Annotated in this window: 19 protein-coding genes; 5 read left to right on the top strand and 14 right to left on the bottom strand. The window is 69.9% G+C overall.

Annotated elements, in window-relative coordinates; translation table 11 throughout:
* Positions 1 to 35 precede the first annotated feature (35 nt).
* Positions 36 to 1,199: an NADH:flavin oxidoreductase gene (locus tag NC7_RS19295; protein ID WP_067985055.1), complete on the top strand. Its 1,164-nt coding sequence runs from the start codon at positions 36 to 38 to the stop codon at positions 1,197 to 1,199.
* A 93-nt stretch (positions 1,200 to 1,292) separates the two neighbouring features.
* Complete coding sequence (locus NC7_RS19290) at positions 1,293 to 1,937, top strand: maleylpyruvate isomerase family mycothiol-dependent enzyme (RefSeq protein ID WP_307613602.1); 645 nt, start codon at positions 1,293 to 1,295, stop codon at positions 1,935 to 1,937.
* 34 nt (positions 1,938 to 1,971) lie between these two features.
* Here the strand turns inward: NC7_RS19290 and NC7_RS19285 are convergent, their stop codons facing one another.
* A complete protein-coding gene (locus NC7_RS19285) occupies positions 1,972 to 2,307 on the bottom strand; it encodes a hypothetical protein (protein WP_067985053.1) in 336 nt (111 codons plus the stop codon).
* A gap of 189 nt (positions 2,308 to 2,496) precedes the next feature.
* On the opposite strand from NC7_RS19285, the gene NC7_RS19280 reads away from it, so the two are divergent.
* A complete protein-coding gene (locus NC7_RS19280; RefSeq protein WP_084458606.1) occupies positions 2,497 to 3,381 on the top strand; it encodes an oxygenase MpaB family protein in 885 nt (294 codons plus the stop codon).
* A 76-nt stretch (positions 3,382 to 3,457) separates the two neighbouring features.
* A complete protein-coding gene (locus NC7_RS19275; protein ID WP_067985049.1) occupies positions 3,458 to 4,129 on the top strand; it encodes a TetR/AcrR family transcriptional regulator in 672 nt (223 codons plus the stop codon).
* A 3-nt stretch (positions 4,130 to 4,132) separates the two neighbouring features.
* Here the strand turns inward: NC7_RS19275 and NC7_RS19270 are convergent, their stop codons facing one another.
* From NC7_RS19270 to NC7_RS19250, 5 genes are all read right to left on the bottom strand, one after another.
* Entirely contained in the window at positions 4,133 to 5,662 is a 1,530-nt protein-coding gene (locus NC7_RS19270; RefSeq protein WP_067985048.1) for an aldehyde dehydrogenase family protein, read from the bottom strand.
* Positions 5,663 to 5,786: 124 nt separating this feature from the next.
* The gene (casG, locus tag NC7_RS19265) at positions 5,787 to 7,439 is read right to left on the bottom strand and encodes a steroid-24-oyl-CoA synthetase (protein WP_067985046.1); all 1,653 of its coding nucleotides are present in this window, start codon (positions 7,437 to 7,439) and stop codon (positions 5,787 to 5,789) included.
* Positions 7,440 to 7,590: 151 nt separating this feature from the next.
* Positions 7,591 to 10,149, bottom strand: coding sequence for a winged helix-turn-helix domain-containing protein (locus NC7_RS19260; RefSeq protein WP_157102076.1), 2,559 nt, complete (start codon positions 10,147 to 10,149; stop codon positions 7,591 to 7,593).
* Between the two features lie 154 nt (positions 10,150 to 10,303).
* Positions 10,304 to 10,519, bottom strand: a complete 216-nt coding sequence (locus tag NC7_RS19255) for a DUF8691 family protein (protein ID WP_067491732.1) — start codon at positions 10,517 to 10,519, stop codon at positions 10,304 to 10,306.
* Between the two features lie 68 nt (positions 10,520 to 10,587).
* The gene (locus NC7_RS19250; protein WP_067985043.1) at positions 10,588 to 10,920 is read right to left on the bottom strand and encodes a TfoX/Sxy family protein; all 333 of its coding nucleotides are present in this window, start codon (positions 10,918 to 10,920) and stop codon (positions 10,588 to 10,590) included.
* A gap of 145 nt (positions 10,921 to 11,065) precedes the next feature.
* Between NC7_RS19250 and NC7_RS19245 the strand changes: the two genes are divergently transcribed.
* Entirely contained in the window at positions 11,066 to 11,497 is a 432-nt protein-coding gene (locus NC7_RS19245) for an Ig-like domain-containing protein (protein WP_067985041.1), read from the top strand.
* Positions 11,498 to 11,555: 58 nt separating this feature from the next.
* On the opposite strand, the gene NC7_RS19240 is transcribed toward NC7_RS19245, so the two are convergent.
* The 8 genes from NC7_RS19240 to nirB all read right to left on the bottom strand — a co-directional run bounded on the left by NC7_RS19240 (position 11,556) and on the right by nirB (position 19,581).
* Entirely contained in the window at positions 11,556 to 12,521 is a 966-nt protein-coding gene (locus NC7_RS19240; protein WP_067985039.1) for an alpha/beta hydrolase, read from the bottom strand.
* A gap of 78 nt (positions 12,522 to 12,599) precedes the next feature.
* Entirely contained in the window at positions 12,600 to 12,875 is a 276-nt protein-coding gene (locus NC7_RS19235; RefSeq protein WP_067985037.1) for a Rossmann-fold NAD(P)-binding domain-containing protein, read from the bottom strand.
* 288 nt (positions 12,876 to 13,163) lie between these two features.
* Positions 13,164 to 13,745, bottom strand: a complete 582-nt coding sequence (locus tag NC7_RS19230) for a TetR/AcrR family transcriptional regulator (protein WP_067985035.1) — start codon at positions 13,743 to 13,745, stop codon at positions 13,164 to 13,166.
* A gap of 24 nt (positions 13,746 to 13,769) precedes the next feature.
* Entirely contained in the window at positions 13,770 to 14,522 is a 753-nt protein-coding gene (locus NC7_RS19225; RefSeq protein ID WP_067985033.1) for a hypothetical protein, read from the bottom strand.
* 96 nt (positions 14,523 to 14,618) lie between these two features.
* The gene (locus NC7_RS19220) at positions 14,619 to 15,362 is read right to left on the bottom strand and encodes a sirohydrochlorin chelatase (protein ID WP_444980000.1); all 744 of its coding nucleotides are present in this window, start codon (positions 15,360 to 15,362) and stop codon (positions 14,619 to 14,621) included.
* On the bottom strand, positions 15,359 to 16,597 hold the full coding sequence (locus NC7_RS19215; protein ID WP_067985031.1) for a uroporphyrinogen-III synthase: 1,239 nt from the start codon (positions 16,595 to 16,597) through the stop codon (positions 15,359 to 15,361). Before NC7_RS19215 ends, NC7_RS19220 begins: the two co-directional genes overlap by 4 nt.
* Complete coding sequence (nirD, locus tag NC7_RS19210; protein ID WP_067985029.1) at positions 16,594 to 16,971, bottom strand: nitrite reductase small subunit NirD; 378 nt, start codon at positions 16,969 to 16,971, stop codon at positions 16,594 to 16,596. The genes NC7_RS19215 and nirD overlap by 4 nt, the downstream gene beginning before the upstream one ends.
* Before the next feature lie 63 nt (positions 16,972 to 17,034).
* Positions 17,035 to 19,581 (bottom strand): nitrite reductase large subunit NirB, encoded by a 2,547-nt coding sequence (gene nirB, locus NC7_RS19205; protein WP_067985027.1) that lies wholly within the window; start codon positions 19,579 to 19,581, stop codon positions 17,035 to 17,037.
* Between the last annotated feature and the right edge of the window lie 13 nt (positions 19,582 to 19,594).

Genomic DNA, 19,594 nt, shown 5'->3' with positions numbered 1-19,594 from the left:
TGCCGCCCCGAACTGAAACGTGTTTCACTTCGGGGATGAGCGATGTTCTCGCGCCTGCCCGACTCGGTCCCCTCACCCTGCGCAACCGCGTGCTCAAGGCGGCCACCTTCGAGGGACGCACCCCCGACGCGCTGGTCACCGACGAGCTGGTGGAGTTCCATCGGGAGGTCGCCGCCGGTGGGGTCGCGATGACGACGGTCGCCTACTGCGCGGTCGCCCCGGGTGGGCGCACCGATCGTCAGCAGATCTGGATGCGCCAAGAGGCGGTGCCGGGGCTGCGACGGCTCACCGACGCCGTGCATGCCGAGGGCGCGGCGGTGAGTGCGCAGCTCGGGCACGCGGGACCGGTGGCGAACGCCCGGTCGAACGGGGCGCCCGCGCTGGCGCCGAGCCGGATGTTCAACCCGCTCGGCATGCGGTTCACCAAGGTGCCCGACGCACTCGGCATCGCCGAGGTCGTCGCGGCACACGCGCGGGCGGCACGGCTGGCACGGGACTCCGGGTTCGACGCCGTCGAGGTACATCTTGGCCACAACTACCTGGCCAGCGCCTTCCTGAGTCCACTGCTGAACCGGCGCCGCGACGAATACGGCGGAACGCTGGTGAACCGGGCGCGAGTGGCCCGAGAGCTGGTGCGCGCCGTGCGCGACGCGGCGGGCGCCGACATGGCCGTCACCGCCAAGCTCACCATGGAAGACGGTGTGCGCGGCGGGTTCTCGATCGAGGAGTCGCTGCGGGTGGCCCGCTGGCTCCAGGACGACGGCGCCGTCGACGCCATCGAACTCACCGCGGGCAGCTCCCTGCTCAACCCGATGGCCATCTTCCGCGGTGACGCCCCGCGCCGGAACTTCGCCCGCGCCTTGCCGATTCCGGTGCGCTGGGGTTTCCAGCTCGTCGGCGGCAAGTTCCTGCGCGAATACCCGTATCGACCCGGCTATCTGCTGGACAAGGCCCGACGCTTCCGGGCGGAGCTGACGATGCCGCTGATCCTGCTCGGCGGCATCACCGACCTGACCGGCGCCGAGCAGGCCCGCGCCGAGGGCTTCGATTTCGTCGCCATGGGCCGTGCGCTGCTGCGCGAACCCGACCTGATCCGTCGCTGGCAGGTCGACCGGGCGACACCGTCGCTGTGCACGCACTGCAACGAATGCGTGCCGACCATCTACTCCACGACCCGCTGCGTGCTGCGAACCTCCTGACACCGATCAATTCGCCGGGGCGGCGTCGTCTACAGATCGGGACGTCGCCCGGCACCACGGCGCCCGGCGATCGAGGGTGCCTCGGAGGTTCTCGTGCCCGATTCCCGCGCCACGCTCTGGGCGATGACGCATGCCGAACGCGCCGCACTCGCGGCCGATCTCGCCCGCCTCGACGACGAGCAGTGGCAGCAGCCGTCGCTGTGCGGTGCCTGGACCGTCGAAGACGTGGTCACCCACCTCACCGCGGGTGCGAGTACCGGCCGATTGCGCTGGCTGGTCAGCGTCGTCGGGGCGCGGTTCGACTTCGACAAGCACAACGAGCGGCGCAAGGCCGAACACCGGGGAGCGACGCCCGCCGAGACACTCGACAAGTTCACGGCGATCCTCGACAGCACCACCGCGCCCTCCGGGGACACCGCCGCGTGGCTCGGTGAAGTCGTGGTCCACGGCCAGGACATCCGGCGCCCCCTCGGACTGACCACGACGCCGTCGCTCGAGGCGACCACCGCCGTCGCCACGTTCTTCGCCGAACGCGACTTCACCGTCCCCAGCCGCACCCTGATCGAGGGACTGCGCCTGGAAGCCACCGACGGTCCCTTCACCCACGGCACCGGAGCACTGGTTCGCGGCACGACGATCGCGTTGACCATGGCGATGGCGAGCCGCGTCGCCTACTGCGCGGATCTCACCGGACCCGGCCTGACCACCTTGCGCGAGCGGATAGAAGGCGCCCGCTGAACCGACGCGGCGTCGGGCACGTGGCCCACGGGTATCAGGCGTCGAGGGCTGCGCGGACGGTGTCGAACCAGGCCTGCGTACCGGCCAGGCCGGTTTCGATGTCCTTGCGGCCGCCGTGGAAGCCGAAGAGTTCGGCGGCGTAGCGGCTCAGGACCGTCCCCTCGGACTCCTCGAGTTCGGTGAGGACATCGCTGTCGCCGAGGAGGTAGGCGACGGCCGACACCTGGCCCGCCGTCCATTCGGCGCGGTTGGCCCAGCCGTCGGCGCGGACCGCGCGGGCACGGGTGAGCAGGTCCGCGCGCAGGGCAGCGCGGTCGGCGTCGGTGGGTGTGCGCGGCTTGCCCCAGCTGATCCGCTTCGCCTCCGACATGTCGGGTCCTCTCGCTCGGTGGTGCTGTGCGGTGCGTCCGCGCGCAACCACCGGCGAGTCTGTCACAGCGTCTCGGCCCCGCGTCGACGACGGATCGGAAGGTAGACGAATACTGCCTGAGTTGATTTGATGAATACCTTCTCAATGTATCATCGCCTCAGCAGCTACCGACCAAGGAGACGCGGGACCATGTGCAACGCCTCAACTGTGCCCACACCGCCCACAGTGCGTGACCACGGCGATGTTCCTCGGTGCCGATACGGCACGGTCGACGACTTTCAGATCGAGCGATTCCTCGACGGTATCGGCGCCTTCGCCGGGGCGGGCGCGAATGTGATCGTGCAGCTCGCGAACCGACCCGTCGGCTACGGCGTGGTCGAGAGCACCGTCGAGTCGGGCCGCGCCGACGTGCACCCGTGGAAGCGACTGCGCACCACGCTCACCTACATCGCGGTGGCGATGCTCGGCACCGAGGCCGACCGCGACATCTATCGGGAGGCCGTCGGCGGGGTACATCGTCGCGTGCGCTCGACTCCGGGCGCCTCGGTGAAGTACAACGCCTTCGATCCCGAACTGCAGAAGTGGGTCGCGGTCTGCCTGTGCTGGGGCGTCCTCGACATCCACGAACGCCTGTACGGGCCGCTGGACCGCGACACCAAGGAGGTCTTCGTCCAGTACGGCGCCAGGTTCGGCACCGGTCTGCAGATGCGGCCGGACATGTGGCCCGCCGACCTGGACGAGTTCGAACGTTACTTCGACGCCGGATTGGCGACCATGCGGATCGACGACGTGGTCGCCGAATACCTGCGCAAGCTGATCGGCTTGCGCAACGTGCCGCGTCCGCGCTGGCTGGCGAACTTCCACCGCTTCGCGGTGATCGGCCTGCTGCCCGCACCCATGCGCGCCCAGCTCTATCTGCCGTGGACCGACGCGCAGGAACGGCGGCACCGGCTGCTGTTCCGCTGCATCGGCGTGGTCTACGGTCGGCTGCCCGCGCGCGCTCGACTCTTCCCGTACACCACGGTGCTCTGGGACATGCGGCGGCGCCACCGACTCGGACGGCCGCTCGTCTGAGTACGGTGAGGCGGTGGACCGGTGACGGATCCACACCCGATTTTCGGTCTCACGTTCAGGACGAGGGGGTACGGCGATGGCTGAGCCGATCCGATTGCTGGCCCGGATCCGCGGCCACGGCGGCGTGGAACGGGACAACGCCGACATCCTGAACGGCGCCCTCGCCGCGTTCCTCGACTTCGGGATCAAACGCACCAGCATGGCCGAGGTGGCCCGCCGCGGCGGGCTGTCCTTGGCGACGCTGTACCGCCGGTTCGGCAAGAAGGACGATGTCGTCCAGGCGGTCGGGCTGTGGCAGGTGCGCCGCCTGCTGACCCAGGCCGACGCCTCGCTGCGCAAGCAGGCCGACGACGGCGCCAGCGCCGAGGACCAGATCATCGAACTGTTCGTCGTCTTCGCGCTCGGTCTGCGCCAGAACCCGCTGCTCGACCGGCTGCTCGCCACCGACGCCGCCACCGTGCTGCCCTACCTCACGACCGGCGGCTCGCCGGTGATCGAACTCGGGCGCGACTTCATCGCCGAGTTCATCACCCGCCTGCAGCAGGACGGCAAGCTGCCCGCCTACGATCCGCTGCCCGTCGCCGAGATGGTGGCCCGCACCGCGCTGTCGCTGGTGCTGACCAGGCCGACGGTCATCCCCCTCGACGACGAGGCGGCCGCGCGCCGGTTCGCCCGCGACCACATCGCACCGGGGTTCCGTCCACTGGACGCGCAGGCCGTGGCGCGCCAAGCCGACGGAACCCACTGATGGTTACCGACCGAACCGGCGCCGCCCGCGCGCACCGGTCGCGCGCATCGCGGAGCGCATGATCCCGAAGTTCTTCAGGCTGTACGGGTACCAGACGAGTTCCTTCTTCTGCGTCGGCAAGGCGGGCGCGGTGATCGCCTGTTTGCGGCAGTACTTGCGCAGGCCGTCCGCGCCGCCGAATCGGTAGCCGGTGCCGGACTGGCCCCAACCACCGTGCGGGAGAGCGAAATTGAACAGGTTGATGGTGGCGTCGTTGATGTTCACCGCGCCGACGGCCAGCCGCCGGGCGATGGCCTGCCCACGGGACTTGCTACCCGTCCACACCGAGGCCGACAGGCCGTACTCGGAGTCGTTGGCCAGGCGGACGGCTTCGTTCTCGTCGGCGACCTTGATGACCGGGATCGTGGGACCGAAGGTCTCCTCGGTGATGCACGACATCGAATGATCGACATCGACCAACACGGTCGGCTCGAAGAAGTTGCCCTCCCCTGTCGCCTTGCCGCCGGTGAGTGCGCGCGCACCCTTGGCGATCGCCTCCTCGACGTGGCGGGTGACGATCGCGACCTGCGCTTCGTTGGCGAGCGGGCCCATGTCGACATTGCCGCCGCGGTCGTCACGACCGAGCCGCAGCGTCTCGACGTGGGCGACCAGCTTGTCCACGAACGCGTCGTACACCGGCGCCTCGACATACACCCGCTCGACCGACACACACAGCTGACCGGCGTTGGTCAGCGCGCCGAAGGCGATGCCGTTGACCGCGCGGTCGAGGTCGGCGTCGGCCAATACGATCGCCGCGTCCTTGCCGCCCATCTCGAGGCTGTAGGGCCGCGTCTGTTCCGCGCACGCGACGGCGATCCGACGCCCGGTGCCACCGGACCCGGTGAACTGGACGAAGTCGGAGTTGTCGACCACCGCGGCACCGGTCTCGCCCGCCCCGGAGACGACCGTGAACACCGGCGGCGCGCCGATCTCGGCCCAGCCGCGTGCCAGGACCAGCGGCGTCAGCGGGGTCACCTCCGACGGCTTGAGCAGGACCGCCGCGCCCGCCGCGAGCGCCGGAACGACATCGGCGGCCACCATGGCGAGCGGGAAGTTCCACGGCGTGATGATGCCGACCACCGGGTACGGCATGTACGCGGTGGTCAATTTCTTGACCCGCATCAGCGGGCTGTGCGGACTCACGGTGGTGTCGGCCAGGAACTCGGCCGCGTGGCGCGCGTAGTAACCGAGAAGATCGACGGTGAAGGCGACCTCCACCTCGGCCTCGACCCTCGGCTTTCCCGACTCGTCCTGAATCGAATCCGCCAGCACGGCGGCATTGTCGAGCACCCAGTCCTGCAACTTCAGCAGCCACTGCTTGCGCCCGGCCGGGGTGATCGAGTCCCATCTCGGCTGCGCCGCGCGCAGTGCGGCCGCCGCCGCGGCGACCTCGGCCGGGCCGGCGACGGCGACGGTACCGACCGACTCTCCGGACGCCGGGTTGCGCACGATGATCTCGGCGGCGTCGACGGTTGGCGTGGCGGAATCAGACACTTGCTCTCCTGGCTGGCCGAATCGGACCGGGTCCGATCGCGTGATTCAATGAGATAGATTCTTATTTATCATCTCACAGCCGGGCAGGTGTCATCGCGAAATCACCCGGTTCACGCACAGCGGTCTAGAGCGCGAGATCGCGGCGGGTGACCTTTCCCGTCGCATTGCGCGGCAGCGCGTCGGCGGTGATCCGCCAGCGTGCGGGCACTTTGAAGTAGGCGAGCCTGGCCGCGAGGAAGTCGCGCAGTTCGCCCTCCTCGACGGTGCCCGGCGCGGCGACCACCACGGCGGCCACGGTGTGCCCCAGATCGGGATCGGGGACACCGAAGACCGCGCAGTCGGTGACCGAGGGGTGCTGGCACAGGACGTTCTCGACCTCGGTCGGGTAGACATTCTCCCCGCCGCGCAGGATCAGGTCGGTCCGCCGACCCGACACCGTGAGCCTGCCGTCGGTCATCGTCCCGAAATCCCCTGAGCGCAACCACCGCTGATCGTCGACGGCCTCGGCGGTCGCGGCCTCGTCGTCCCAGTAACCGAGCATCACATACTGGCTGCGGATGAAGATCTCGCCCTCGACACCGTCGGGCGACACGACACCGTCGGGGTCGCGGATCTCCACCGACACCCCGATGATCGGTCTGCCGACGGACCCGGCGTCGGCCAGCAGATCCAGCGGCGTCGCCACGGTGGCGGCGGTACCGCTCTCGGTGAGGCCGTAACTGGTCGTCAGCGCCAGCGGTACACCGGCGAGGTGTTCGCGCAACCGCTCGAGCAGCGCCGGGGCCGACGGCGCGGAATTCAGCGACAGCGCCGCGAGCGTCGACAGGTCGTAGCCCGACACGTCGTGATCGAGCAGACGGGTCGCCATGGTCGGTACCGCCGCCCAGTTGGTGACCCGCTCACGCTGGACCAGGCTCAGCACGCGGTCCACGTCGAACGCGCCGTGCGGGAACACCGCCGCCGCACCGGTGGCCAGCCTCGGGATCACCAGATTGTGCAGGCTGGCGATGTGGAACAGCGGAGCGGTGACCAGATAGCGGCGCTCGCTCGGACCGTGACCGAGCTCGCGACCGGTGAACGCGGCCTGCATCGCATCGGTGAACCGGTGATAGTCGGTGATCGCCACCAGGTTTCGCTGGGTGTGCACCACACCCTTCGCGCGTCCGCTCGTCCCGCTGGTGTACAGGATGACGGCCGGATCATCCTCCGCCACTTCGGTTTCCGGCATCTTCGCGCCACGGTATTCCGCGATCAGCGCGGGCAGATCCGCCTCGAAGGTGAGCACGGGCACCTCCCCGCCCGCCTCGCGAAGCCGCGCGGTTCGCTTCCCGTCGGCGACCACCACCGTCGGTGTGGTGTGGCCGAGCGCGTAGGCGATCTCCGGTGGCGCCCACCAGGCGTTGTAGCCGACCGGGACGGCGCCGAGACACTGTGCGGCCCAGAAGGTGACCACCCAGTCGGGGCCGTTGGCGGCCAGGATCGCGACCCGGTCGCCCTTGCCCACGCCATAGCGTTCGGCGAGCGCGGTCGCCAGCGCACCGACCGCCGCGGCGTGCTCGGCGAAGCTGATGCGGCGGTCCTCGGTGACCAGATAGTCGCGCTCGCCCCAGTTCAGGGAGAGTTCGAGCAGCTCACGCAGGCTGCGCCGCCGATGCCGGAACACCGGAACGGGCGCACCGAGCACCTCCTCGACCGTCATCTCGAACGGCGCGCCGGGCGCGGTGAGGCCCGCGGCCACCTGGGCGACGAACACCTGGGGGTCGACGGCGTCGGTCATTAATTCCTCCCTCGGGCCGGTCCGTTCCGGCGCGGGCGGAGAAATTCGTGCGCGACTCCTCGTCGACCCACGTTCGGCGACGTGACTCGAACCACACGATAGCGGCTCCCCCCGGACCGCATCGGCGAATGAACACCGGCCTCCGGCGAGCTCAGAGCAGACCGACGCAGCGCGCCTGGGCGATGGCCGCGCCCCGCGCGTTCACCCCGAGCTTCTGATAGATGCCGCGCAGGTGCGTCTTCACCGTGTTCACCGAAACCCCAAGATCGGCGGCGATGCTGGTGGCGGTGAGTCCCGACGGAAGACGCCGTAGCACAACGAGTTCGGTGTCGGTGAGCCGTGGCGCGTCGGCCGCGGCGCCCCGCTGCGCGCGCACATGTTCGACGAAGGCGTCGTAGCGACCGACGTGCGAACCGAGCCGGTCGAGCAGGTCGGCGGCACCGGGCACATCGAGGAACGGGCGGATCAGGTGTTCTCCGCGCGCGTGCGCGAGGGCCTGCTCGACGGCGTCCTCGACCTTGCGCGGCCGGTCCAGATGATCGGCGGCGACCGCGATGAGCAGCCACGCCGCCACGGCCTGGGCGTCGGTGACCTCGCCCGCCAGCGGCGTCAGCAGCGGAAGGACGGCGGCGGGACGCTGGGTCTGCAGGGCGAGCGCGGCCTCGGCCAACTGGGTGTCGACGGTCTGTCCGAGCACCCGGGTCGCGTGGTCGACGAGGCCGCGGGCCTCCACCTTGGCGTGCACCCGCAGCAGCAGCCACATCACCTCGGTGACCAGGTTTCCGGCACCGAGCAGGGCCGGAGCGTCGTCGAGCAGGTGGTGCAGGCGCCTGCTCAGCGCGGTGGCCGCGGCGGCGCGGTCCACGGTGTCGTCGAAGGTGAGCACGCCGATGACGATGCGGGCCTGGCGCAGCAGCGCGGGGGTGGTCACGTCGTCGGCGGACAGGTCGGGCAGCGGCTTGCCGTAGGCGCACCCCTGTCGATGCGCGCCGTAGGCGGCGGTCACGCGGGCCATGGCGGCCTCGGACGAACCGGCGAGCCCGTAGCGGTCGGCGCACTCGAGCGCCTGGGCGGCAAGCACCCGCAGCTCACCGACCCGGCCCGTGATCCCCGATGCGGCGGCGACCGCCGTGCGGGCGCGGACCGCCACCCGGCCGAGTCCGGCTTCCTCGGCGTAGACGACCGCGTGCCGCAGAGCCGCTGTGCCGCTGACGATCCGGCCACCGAACACCTCGGCCGCACCGCAGTGCAGTGCCACGTAGCAGTCGAGATCGGTGTGCCCGGTCACCGGCGGCAGCGGCCACCGCATGGACGCCGAATCACCGGCCAGCACGGCCACGCCCGCGCTCACCGCGTGGTCGAGCGCGGTGATCCACTCGGCCGGAACCAGCGCCGACCCCGGCCACGAACCCACGTGGGCCGCCTCCAGATACACCTCGGCCGCGGCGATCTCACCGTCCTCCACCGCGACGGCGGCACGCAACAACCCGACGAAGGTGTCGTCCGACAGGCCGGGTACCTGGTCGAGCGCGTGCAGCAGCAGATGCCCGCTGCCGTCGAGCACCATGCGCACACCCCATTCCCACAGGAACGACGACAGCCCCGGCGCACCCGGTTCGGCGAGGACATGGTCGAGGGCACCGCCGGGCAGGGCCGCGCCGGTGAACCATTCGGCGAGGTGGCGGTGCAAACCGGGCAGGCGGTGTGCCCTGGTGTGCGCGGTCTCGGCGAGCAGGTACGCGCGCAGGAGCGGGTGGTAGGTGTACCAGAGTTGTCCGTCGGTGGCGGCGGTGTGCAGCGGGAAGCTGGCGCGCAGCAGTTCGTCGAGGATGCGCGGCGCGGCCGGACCGAGCAGTTCCTCGGCCATCGGCAGACAGAACCGGGTGGGAACGGCGGTGGTGAGCAGGAATTCGACCGTGCGCGGTGGCAACGACTCGATCAGCTCGGCGACGAGGAAGTCGGCGACCGCGTGGGTCGGGGTGGCCAGCGCGGTCAGGGCGGTGGCCTTGTCGTCGGTTCCGAGCGAGATGGCGGCGATCCGGACCAGGGCGGCCCAGCCCCGGGTGAGCTCGTGCAGGGCGGTGAGGTCGGTGTCCTCGAGGCGGCAGTCGTGTTGGGCGAGCAGTTGGGCGACACGGTCCGGCGGCATGGCCAGTTCGTTCGCGCCGAGCCGGGTGAGTCTGCCCGCCAGGTCTAGAACGTGCCAGCGAAGAGGTGGTTCGAAGCGCCCGGCGAGCAGCGCCGTGATCTTCGGTGGCAGGCGGGTGAGCAGGTACTCCAGGCCCGCCAGTTGCAGCGGATCGGTGAGCAGGTGGACATCGTCGACGACGAGGACCGTCTCCTCGGTGTCGGCGAGTGCCGCGACGAGGTCGGCGGCCCGGTCGGCGGGCGTGCGAAGGACACCGTCCGGGACGGTGGCCACCGTCGGATCGAGCGCCCGGGCGACGGCGGCGAGCAGGTCGGCGCCGGGGCCCGCGCTGACCGTGAGCCAGGCCAGGCGGGGTGCCGGGCGGGCGGTGGTCACCCAGTCGACCATGGCGACGGTCTTTCCGCTGCCCGCCGGTCCGCACATCAGCACGACGTGTCCCGGCGCGGTGCGGGCCCGGTCGAAGGCGGCGGTCGCGGCATCGCAGCGGATCGGCGCGAAAGACAGTTCGGGAACACGGTCCTGGGTCCCACGACCGGCCACAGCTATCGCGGAGCGTGCCATCACGAGCCTCCTGAACTCGAGTTCTCACCTGCCCCCGACATCGTGCCGAGTTCGACGGTAGGCCACGCGGGCGCCACGAGTTTGCTGGTGACGGACATCTCGACGTGCTCGTTATCAGATCGACGCAGGGTCTTTGCGTCCCCGCCGTGCCGCCTCAGTCGGGCAGGCGTGACATCTCGAGCAGGGTGAGGCCGAGGGTGTCGATGCGCGCGAGAATCCCTCGCACAGCGGTGCTGTCGGCGACCGTGCCGAACAGTGTCGTGGTCCCGGCCGCGGCATGGTCGCTGGGAATGAGCTCGGGAAACGCCGCGAGCACCCGATCGGACAGTTCGCCCTCGAGGACGAATTGGTAGCGCAGTGGCCCGGACATGCCGCAAGCCTCGCAGTTCCCCCGTGCCTTCCGCCTCATCCGAGGCGGGTGAAATCGACGGTGGCCGATTATTTGCTGGGCAGGGTTTCGGCGAAGGTCACTCCTCGGGTGACCCAGTCCCGCAGCGAGGCGTCGTCCGCGACCGCTTCGGCGGTGACCCGTAACCAGCCGCTGAGTTCACGGCCACCCATCACCATCGGGTGCACCGAGGTGCCGTCGAGCAGGGCGTCGCCCTCGGCCGGATCGACTCGGACCAGCAGTCCCCCTCGGCCGCTGGCGGCGACGGCCATGTTGCCGCCGATCAGAAACGCGAGACCGCCGAACATCTTCTTCTCGGCGAGATCGGCGCGAGGGTAGACGATCTCCCGGATCCGCTCGGCGAGTTCCTCGTCGTATGCCATGGGCCGAGTATGCGCCGGGGTACCGACAGATTCGGGCGACTTCCCGGCGCCGAAAATTTTAAACATCTCTTTTTCTGTTTTGCGGACCGCGACCGGAGCGACTGGCTAATCTCGCGCTCACCACCGCTCGACACAGGAGAACACCATGCAGACCAACCAGGCACGGCGTACCGGCTTCGGCCTCACCGCGTTCACCGCGATCGCGGCGGCCGCCGTGCTCACGGCACCGCAGGCCTCGGCGCTCGTCCAGAGCATCGCGGTGAGCGGCACCACCCACTACGTGGGCACGCCCTACACCGTGACGGCCGATGTCACCGCCACCTCGTTCCTGTTCAAGGTGACCTTCAGCGACAACGGAACGCAGATCGGCGAGCCCGTGGCGGTCAAGGACGGCAAGGCGACCATCACCTGGACCCCGTCCACGCCCGGCGCCCACGAGATCAAGGCGGTGCAGGAACTGATCAGCTCCAAGACTGTCACCGTGCAGGTCTCCGAGAAGCCGACTACCCCGCCCGACGGCGGCCCCAGCACCGGCTCGGCCGACCTCGGTGGGCTGTTGACCGGTTCTGCGGGCTAGTCCCCGGCAGCAGGACGGCCGCCACGTGATGACGTGGCGGCCGTTGTCGTGTCGGACCTCAGACGCCCAGAGCGGCGGCGAACATCGGCCAGGAGTCGTGCACGTCGTCCTGCCAGTACGGCCAGGCGTGCGTACCCGCGGCACGGAAGCGCACGTCGGCGGGGATACCGAGCTGGCCCAGGCGCCCGACCAGCGGTCCCGAGCAGCTGCCGACGACGGCTTCCATGGTGCCGCCGACCAGGATCCGGTCGAGCAGCACACCGACATTGCCCGCGATGCTCGGATCGTTGAGCGCCTCGTGCGGGCCGGGTGCGCCGGTGCCCGAGGACAAGTACACCGAGGTGCCACGCAACCGATCCGCGTGCAGCACCGGATCGTTGGCGACCCAGGCCGGGTCGCCTGGACCGCCCCACATGTTGTCGGCGTTGGCACCGAAGGTGGCGAGCTGGGATCGGACCAGGGTCTGGGCCAGCGGATTCGCGGTCTGGGTGCACCCGCTGAAGGCGCCGACCGCGCGATAGCGACCCGGTGCGGCGATGGCCAGGTTCAGCGCCGAGGTGGCCGACATCGACAGACCGGCGATGCCGTTGGCACCGGTCATGCCGAAGCGGTCGTCGAGCAGCGGGGGCAGCTCGTTGGTGAGGAAGGTGGTCCACTTGTTGCGGCCGAGGACCGGATCGTCACGCTGCCAGTCGGTGTACATGCTGGCCCGGCCGCCGATCGGGACGATCACGTTCACCGGCTTGTCGGCGAAGAAGTCGACCACATCGGTGCGCCGCATCCACGGCCCGCCGCTCTCCCCGCCGTCGACGGCGTTGAGCAGATACAGCGCGGGCGCGCCGGGACCGGGATGCGACATCCAGAGAGTGATCGGCCGGTTCATCGCCGCCGAGTGGACGACGACCTCGAACTGTCTGCCGCCGAGCGGCCGGACCTCGAGAATCGATGAATCAGCCGACGCCGCGGGTGCGACGACCACACCGCAGCCGAGCAGGACGAGCAGACAGCACAAGAGCCGACGCATGCGCACGAGTGTGCCGCATCGATCCATCGATCCCCCGCATTGACGGCGAATGTGTCCGTGTCGTCCCCTATGGGTGGGCTAGGGCGTTTCGGCCGGGACCCGGGCGGCGTCGATCGCGGTGAACGCGTGTGCGAGGTCGAGCCCCTGCGGGATACGCGCGGGTTCGCCCGCCAGTACCTCGGGTTGCACGAGCAGGGAGAACAGCGAGGCGGCGCCCGTACCGACGAACTGGCCCGCGCGCACCTCGGTGACGCGGACCCGGCCCGCGCGGTGCGCGTCGAGCGCGTCGGTCCACACCCGGGCACGGACACGGCCTTTGGCACCGGTGGCCGTGAGCGGGGCGGTCTCGTCCACGATGCCGTCGACGGGACCGTAGGCGCACTGGTGGCCGAAATGCCAGCTATCCCAGGGATCGGGCCATGAAGACGATCGCGGTGGTCGCCGTCGCGCCGGTGAAAGCGTTCGACCCGGCCCTGCCGGAAACCCCGCGAACTGCTCGAATCGACGACCCTGCCGATCGAACGGGTCGCCCGGCACAGCGGGATGGGGACGGCGGAGTCGCTGCGCCAGCACATGACCCGCCAGCTCGGTGTCCCGCCGAGTACCTACCGCGCCAACTTCGCCGCGGTGCGGTGAAAGGGGTCAACTCAGCAGGGCGCTGACGATCCGGTTCGCGTCCCGTAGGCGGGGGGCGGCGTTGGGTGTGCGTTCGAGGACCCACACGCCCTGGAGGAAGACGAGCAGGAAACGGGCCAGGGCACGCGGGTCGCTGTCGGCGGCGAGTTCGGCCTGCGCCCTGGCCCGGATGAGGGCGCCGGTCAGCGCGGTTTCGGTACGCGCCCAACTGGATTCGACGGCCCGGGCGACCTCCTGGTCGCGGGCGGCCAGCTCCACCGCCGACGTGGTGACCAGGCAGCCGAGGAACCGTCCCTCGACGCACGAATCGCGCACGAACTGATCGATCAGGGCCCGCACCGCGGGCAGAGCCGGGCCGGGGACCGACAGCTGCGCGGTGACCCGTTCGTCGACGATCTCGAGGTGCCGGTGCAGTGCCCGCATGAACAGGTCGTGTTTGTTGCCGAACGTGGCGTAGATGGAACCCCGGGCGATACCGAGGTACTCGGTGAGGTCGGCCATCGAGGTCGACTCGTACCCGCGTTGCCAGAACAGGTCGAGTGCGCGACCCAGTACCACGTCGGGGTCGAATTCCTTGGTGCGCGCCACTGTTCGAGCCTACCGCGCCGCTGGTCAGCGCGGTCCCGCGAGCGGGTACTGCGGGCGGGCAGGGGCGAAGAAGGGCGCCGACCCGGGGTGCCACAGCAGCACGATCGCGCCGAGCCCGATGACGAATCCCGCGACATTGAACGCCGCCGCGCCCGCGGTGACGCCGAGGTCCGCCACCAGCGCGACCACCGCGTAGAGCGTCGAGAGCACGTTGATCCCGAAGAACACCGTGGAGGTGATGCGCGCCCAGTTCTTACCCGCCCGGCAGGAGAACGCCATCCATATCCAGAGCCCGACGTTGACCAGCGCGCCGACGACGGTCGCGCCGACCGTCGCGTAGACGAGGACATCGAGACTCGACCCGCGGAAGGCACCACCCGAGGAGTCGAGCATGTTCGCGCGAACCGTATCGATGTCGGTGAGCGCGTACGCACCGGCGAGGAAGGCCACCGCGGCGCCGACCAGCATCACGACGAACGCCATCCGGATGTTCTCCGGAACCGCTCGCGGCTCGGCCTCGACGGGCGTGTACCCGGTATAGGGCGGATATGCCTGCCCTGCGGGCTGCGGTCCCGGGGCGTAGGGCTGTCCGGCAACGGCGAAGGGCGGCGGCGCGAACGGCTGTCCGCCGATCGGCGGCTGACCTGCGGCGGAGATCGGCGGCTGGGGGACGTTCGGCGGTTGCGGGATCGCCGACGGCTGGGCCGCGTCATCGATCGGGTAGGCCGTCACGTCGTTCGGCTGCGCGTACTGCTTGTCGGCGTCCGGACCGGACATGGACGGGTACCCCCTTCTACGGAAAATCACACCACCCTATCGCGGTCGACACCCATTTTCGTATCCGAAGCGGCCCCCCGACCCGCTGCTGTCGGCCTAACGGACGTTCGCGCGCACCAATTCGTCGGCGGCGGTGCGGTAGCGGGCGGCGATGAGACGCACGACCGCCGGATGGACGCCGATCGGTTCGGCGACACCGTCGGCGCCCGCGTCGTGCAGGCGCTGCTGGAACAGACCGTGCGCCAACAGATACGAGGCGATGAACACCCGCCGCGAACCCGATTCACGCAGGGCGGCGACGACTTCCGGCACTCGAGGCGCGCCCGTCGCCACGTAGGCGATGCGTACCGGTGCGGCCAGCTGTTCGGCCAGCATTCCGGCCGCGCGCCGAACATCCTGGCGCGCACGCGAATCCGAGGAACCGGCGGCCGCGAAGACCACCGCGTCGCCGGGTCGCCACCCGGCCGCCCGCACACGCATCGCCATGATCCTGGCCAGCGCGGGGTCGGGACCCATGGCAGGGGTGACCGCGACGGCGGTGTGGCCGCTCTCGGCCACCTCGCGCGGAACGTCCTGGTACACATGGTATCCCGAGGCCAGAAACGCCGGGACCAGCACGGCGGGGCCGTCGAGGTCACGCAGGACCTCCGACGGTGTCGGGCCGAGTACGTCGACGAACGCGGTGCGCAGCAACGGGTTCGGGCCGGTGGTGTCCATTCCGCGGCCCAGTTCCGCGCCGACCGCGTCGGCCAGGGCGGCGATCATCTCCACACCGCGCGCACTGCGGGTGCCGTGCGCGACGAGCACGAGAGCCGGTTCACCCGGCCGCGACGCGCTCACCACACCCCGATCGTCTGGGCCCGCGCCGACCGCGCGGGCGTGCCGATACCGGCTGCGTGCGGCGGTTGCACCGGCGGGCGCGACGGCGCGTCGGAGCAGTCGGCGGCGTCGAGGGCGAGGCGGTAACCCCGCTTCACCACGGTCTGAATGGCTTTCGGTGTCCCGAGTCCCGCGCGCAGGCGCGCGATCGCGGTCTCCACCGCGTGGGTGTCGTCGCCACCGCCGGGCAACGCGGCCAGCAGATCCTCGCGCGAGACCACCCGACCGGGCTGGCGCGCCAGCGACCGCATCAACGCCATCGGCGCGGGCGCGAGCTGACGCACCTCACCGTCGACGACGACACACCCGCCGCGCACGCTGATGAGATGCCCGGCGGCGTAGATCCGGCTGGCCCGGCGCGGCAGTTCCTCGGCCACGTGGCGGGCGAGCGCACCGAGCCGCGCCCGACCGGGCATGGTGGTCGGCACACCGAGTTCTTCCAGTGGCGCGGCGGTGATCGGGCCGACACAGGCGGCGAGCACCCGTCCGCGCAGTGCGTGCAGCACCGACTCGAGCAGCCCGGTCTCCTTGGCACGCATGAGAAGTGAGGCAACGGCTGGCGCGCTGGTGAAGGTGACGCAGTCGAGGTTGCCGGAGATGATCGCGTCGATCATCGAGTCCATCGGGCCGCGATCGGCGGGCGGTTCCCACCGGTACACCGGCACCGGGACCACATCGGCGCCCGCGCAGCGCAGCACCTCGCAGAAGTCGGGGGCCGGCTCCCACTCGGTGGTGGCGCCGTGCAACTGCACCGCGATGCGCACGCCCTCCACACCCTCGGCGAGCAGGTGATCGAGCACCTCGGCCGATGATTCGGAGGCGGGCGACCATTCCTCGCGCAGCTCCGCGGCCCGAATGGCGCCCTTGGCCTTGGGGCCACGGGCGAGCATGCGGGTGGCGGCGAGGGTGTCACGCAGCGATTCGGCCAGCCCCCACCCCTCGGCGGCTTCCATCCAGCCACGGAAACCGATGCCGGTGGTCGCCACGGTGATGGCGGGTGGGTCGGCGATGAGCTGTTCGGTGACCCGCTCGAGTTCGGTGTCGTCGGCGAGCGGGATGATGCGGATGGCCGGTGCGGTCACCACGGTGGCGCCCCGGCGGGTGAGCAGGGTGCCGAATTCCTCGGCGCGACGAGCAGCGGTGATACCGATGGTGAAACCGGCGAGACAGGGTCCCGCTTCGGGCACGGAATTCATGAAGTCACCGGTTCGTTCGACACCGAGACGATGCCTGCGTCGAGTCGCACGGCATACACCGGCAGCGACTGGGTTTCATCGTCGAGGCAGCGGCCGTCGATCAGCGAGAAGGCCTGCTTGAGCAGCGGCGAGGCCACCACGGGCACCCCGCCGCGGTCACCGACGATGCCGCGCGACATGACCGCGGCCCGCCCGAAGGGGTCGACATTGCCCACGGCGGCCAGCGTGCCGTCGGTGAGTAGGAACAGGGCGGCCTGCTTGCCGCCGCCGAGCAGGACCGCAACGCCGCGTCCCGGAATAAGGAAGTCGAGTCGGCACGCCTGCGTCCAGGTCGTGGTCTCGGTGGTGATGGTGGGTGTGTCGATAACGGTCATCGGTTCCTCCTCCGAACGCCTTACCTATTGGTACAGGCGCCCTGTTTCCACAGGGTTAAGCGCTTATTTCCCGGCTGCTGCTGTGTCGGAGCCAACACCGACGGGCATGCCGGGCAGTCCGAGAAGCACTGGTACCTTGCGTTCCCCGCTCTCGTCGAAGGCGATCGTGGGATCGGCTTCGTCAGGGGCGTTGACGAAGGAGACGAAGCGCGAGAGTTTGTTCTCGTCCTCGAGCACCGCCGCCCACTCGTCCTTGTAACCGTCGACGTGCTTGGCCATGGCGGCCTCGAGGTCGGCGGCGATGCCGAGGCTGTCGTCGCACACCACGGCCTTGAGGTAGTCCATGCCGCCTTCGAGGGCCTCCTGCCAGGGCGCGGTGCGCTGGAGCCGGTCGGCGGTGCGGATGTAGAACATCAGGTAGCGGTCGATGTAGCGGATCAGCGTCTCGTCATCGAGGTCACCGGCCAGCAGCACGGCGTGCTTGGGGACCAGACCGCCGTTGCCGCCGACGTAGAGGTTCCAGCCGTTCTCGGTGGCGATCACACCGACGTCCTTGCCGCGGGCCTCGGCGCACTCGCGCGCGCAACCCGACACGGCCAGCTTCAGCTTGTGCGGCGAGCGCAGGCCCCGGTAGCGCTTCTCGAGCAGCACGGCCATGCCGACCGAGTCCTGCTGCCCGTAGCGGCACCAGGTCGACCCGACGCAGCTCTTCACGGTGCGCAGCGACTTGCCGTAGGCGTGCCCGGACTCCATGCCCGCGTCGACCAGGCGCTTCCAGATCAGCGGCAACTGCTCCACACGCGCGCCGAACAGGTCGATGCGCTGACCACCGGTGACCTTCACGTACAGGTCGAATTCCTTGGCGACCTCACCGATCACGATCAGCTGTTCGGCGGTGACTTCACCGCCGGGCATGCGCGGGACGACCGAGTAGGTGCCGTTCTTCTGCAGGTTGGCCAGGAAGTGGTCGTTGGTGTCCTGCAGCGCGGCCTGCTCGCCCTCGAGGATGTGGTCGCTCGACGTGGAGGCGAGGATGGAGGCAACGGTCGGCTTGCAGATGTCGCAGCCCGAGCCCTTGCCGTGCTTGGCGATGAGCTCCGAAAACGTCCGAATGCCAGTGACATTCACGATGTCGAACAGTTCGGCGCGCGACTGCTCGAAGTGCTCGCACAGCGCCTTCGACAGTGCCACACCGGACTGCTCGAGCAGCTTCTTGATCATCGGCACACAGCCACCGCAGGAGGTGCCCGCGTTGGTGCAGCCCTTCACCGAGGCGATATCGCAGGCACCCTCGGCGATGGCGCCGCAGATGGCGCCCTTGCTCACGTTGTTGCAGGAGCAGATCTGCGCGTCGTCGGGCAGCGCGTCGGCGCCGAGTTCGGCACCGGCCGGGGAGATCAGCGAGGCCGGATCGGCGGGCAGCGGGCGCCCGACCAGCGGGCGCAGCGCGGCATAGGCCGAGGCGTCACCGACCAGGATGCCGCCGAGCAGGATCTCGGCGTTGTCGGAGACGACGAGCTTGGCGTAGGTGCCCTTGGCGGCGTCGTGCAGCACCACCGACAGCGCGCCCTCGGTGGTGGCGTGCGCGTCACCGAAGGAGGCCACGTCGACGCCCATCAGCTTCAGCTTGGTCGACATGTCCGCGCCGGGGAACTCGCCCGCCCCGCCGAGCAGGCGGTCGGCGACGATCTCGGCGGTGGTGTAACCAGGCGCGACCAGGCCGTAGCAGACACCCTCGACCGCGGCGCATTCACCGATGGCGTAGATGTCGGGGTCCGAGGACTGCAGGCCGAGATCGGTGAGAATGCCGCCGCGCGGGCCGATTTCGAGTCCGGCTTCCTTGGCGACGGAGTCGTGCGGGCGGATACCGGCGGAGAACACCACCAGCGAGGCGTGGATCTCCGACTCGTCGGACAGGTGCAGCTTGACCCCGCCGGTCTCCTCCTCGATCGACTCGATCTTGGCGGTGCCGACCCCGGTGTGCACGTTCAGGCCGATGTCGGAGACCAACTTCTCCAAGATGGCGCCACCACCGGCGTCGACCTGGGCGGGCATCAGGCGGTCGTTGTACTCGATGACGTGCGGGGTCATGCCCATCAGGCGCAACGCGTTGGCCGCCTCCAGACCGAGCAGACCACCGCCGATCACCACACCGTGCGCGCCGGGACCGGCCTTCTCGGCCGCGGCGCGGATGCCGTCGAGATCCTCGATGGTGCGGTAGACGAAGCACTCGGGCAGTTCGTGACCGGGCACCGGCGGCACGAAGGCGTAGGAACCGGTGGCCATCACCAGCGCGTCGTAGGCGATGACGTCACCGGTGGAGGTGGTGACGGTCTTGGCCGCGCGGTCGATGGACTCGCCGCGCTGGCCCAGCCGCAGCTCCACCAGCTCGTCGCCCGCGTACATGTTGCCCGGTAGCGCCAGGTCGTCGGGGTTCCAGTTGCCGACGTAGTAGGACAGGCCGACGCGGTCGTAGGCGGGCAGCTTCTCCTCCGAGAGCACGACCACGCGCCACTGTCCGGCGTCGTCGCGCGAGCGAAGGGCCTCGACGAAGCGGTGTCCGACCATGCCGTGGCCGACCACGACCACTGTCTTGCGAGTGCTGTTCATGAGAGTGACCTCC

It is taken from the genome of Nocardia caishijiensis NBRC 108228 (genome assembly GCF_001612825.1).
Lineage (GTDB): Bacteria > Actinomycetota > Actinomycetes > Mycobacteriales > Mycobacteriaceae > Nocardia > Nocardia caishijiensis.
The sequence above is the reverse complement of the archived record's forward strand: the minus strand, read 5'-3'. Positions and strand labels throughout refer to the sequence as shown.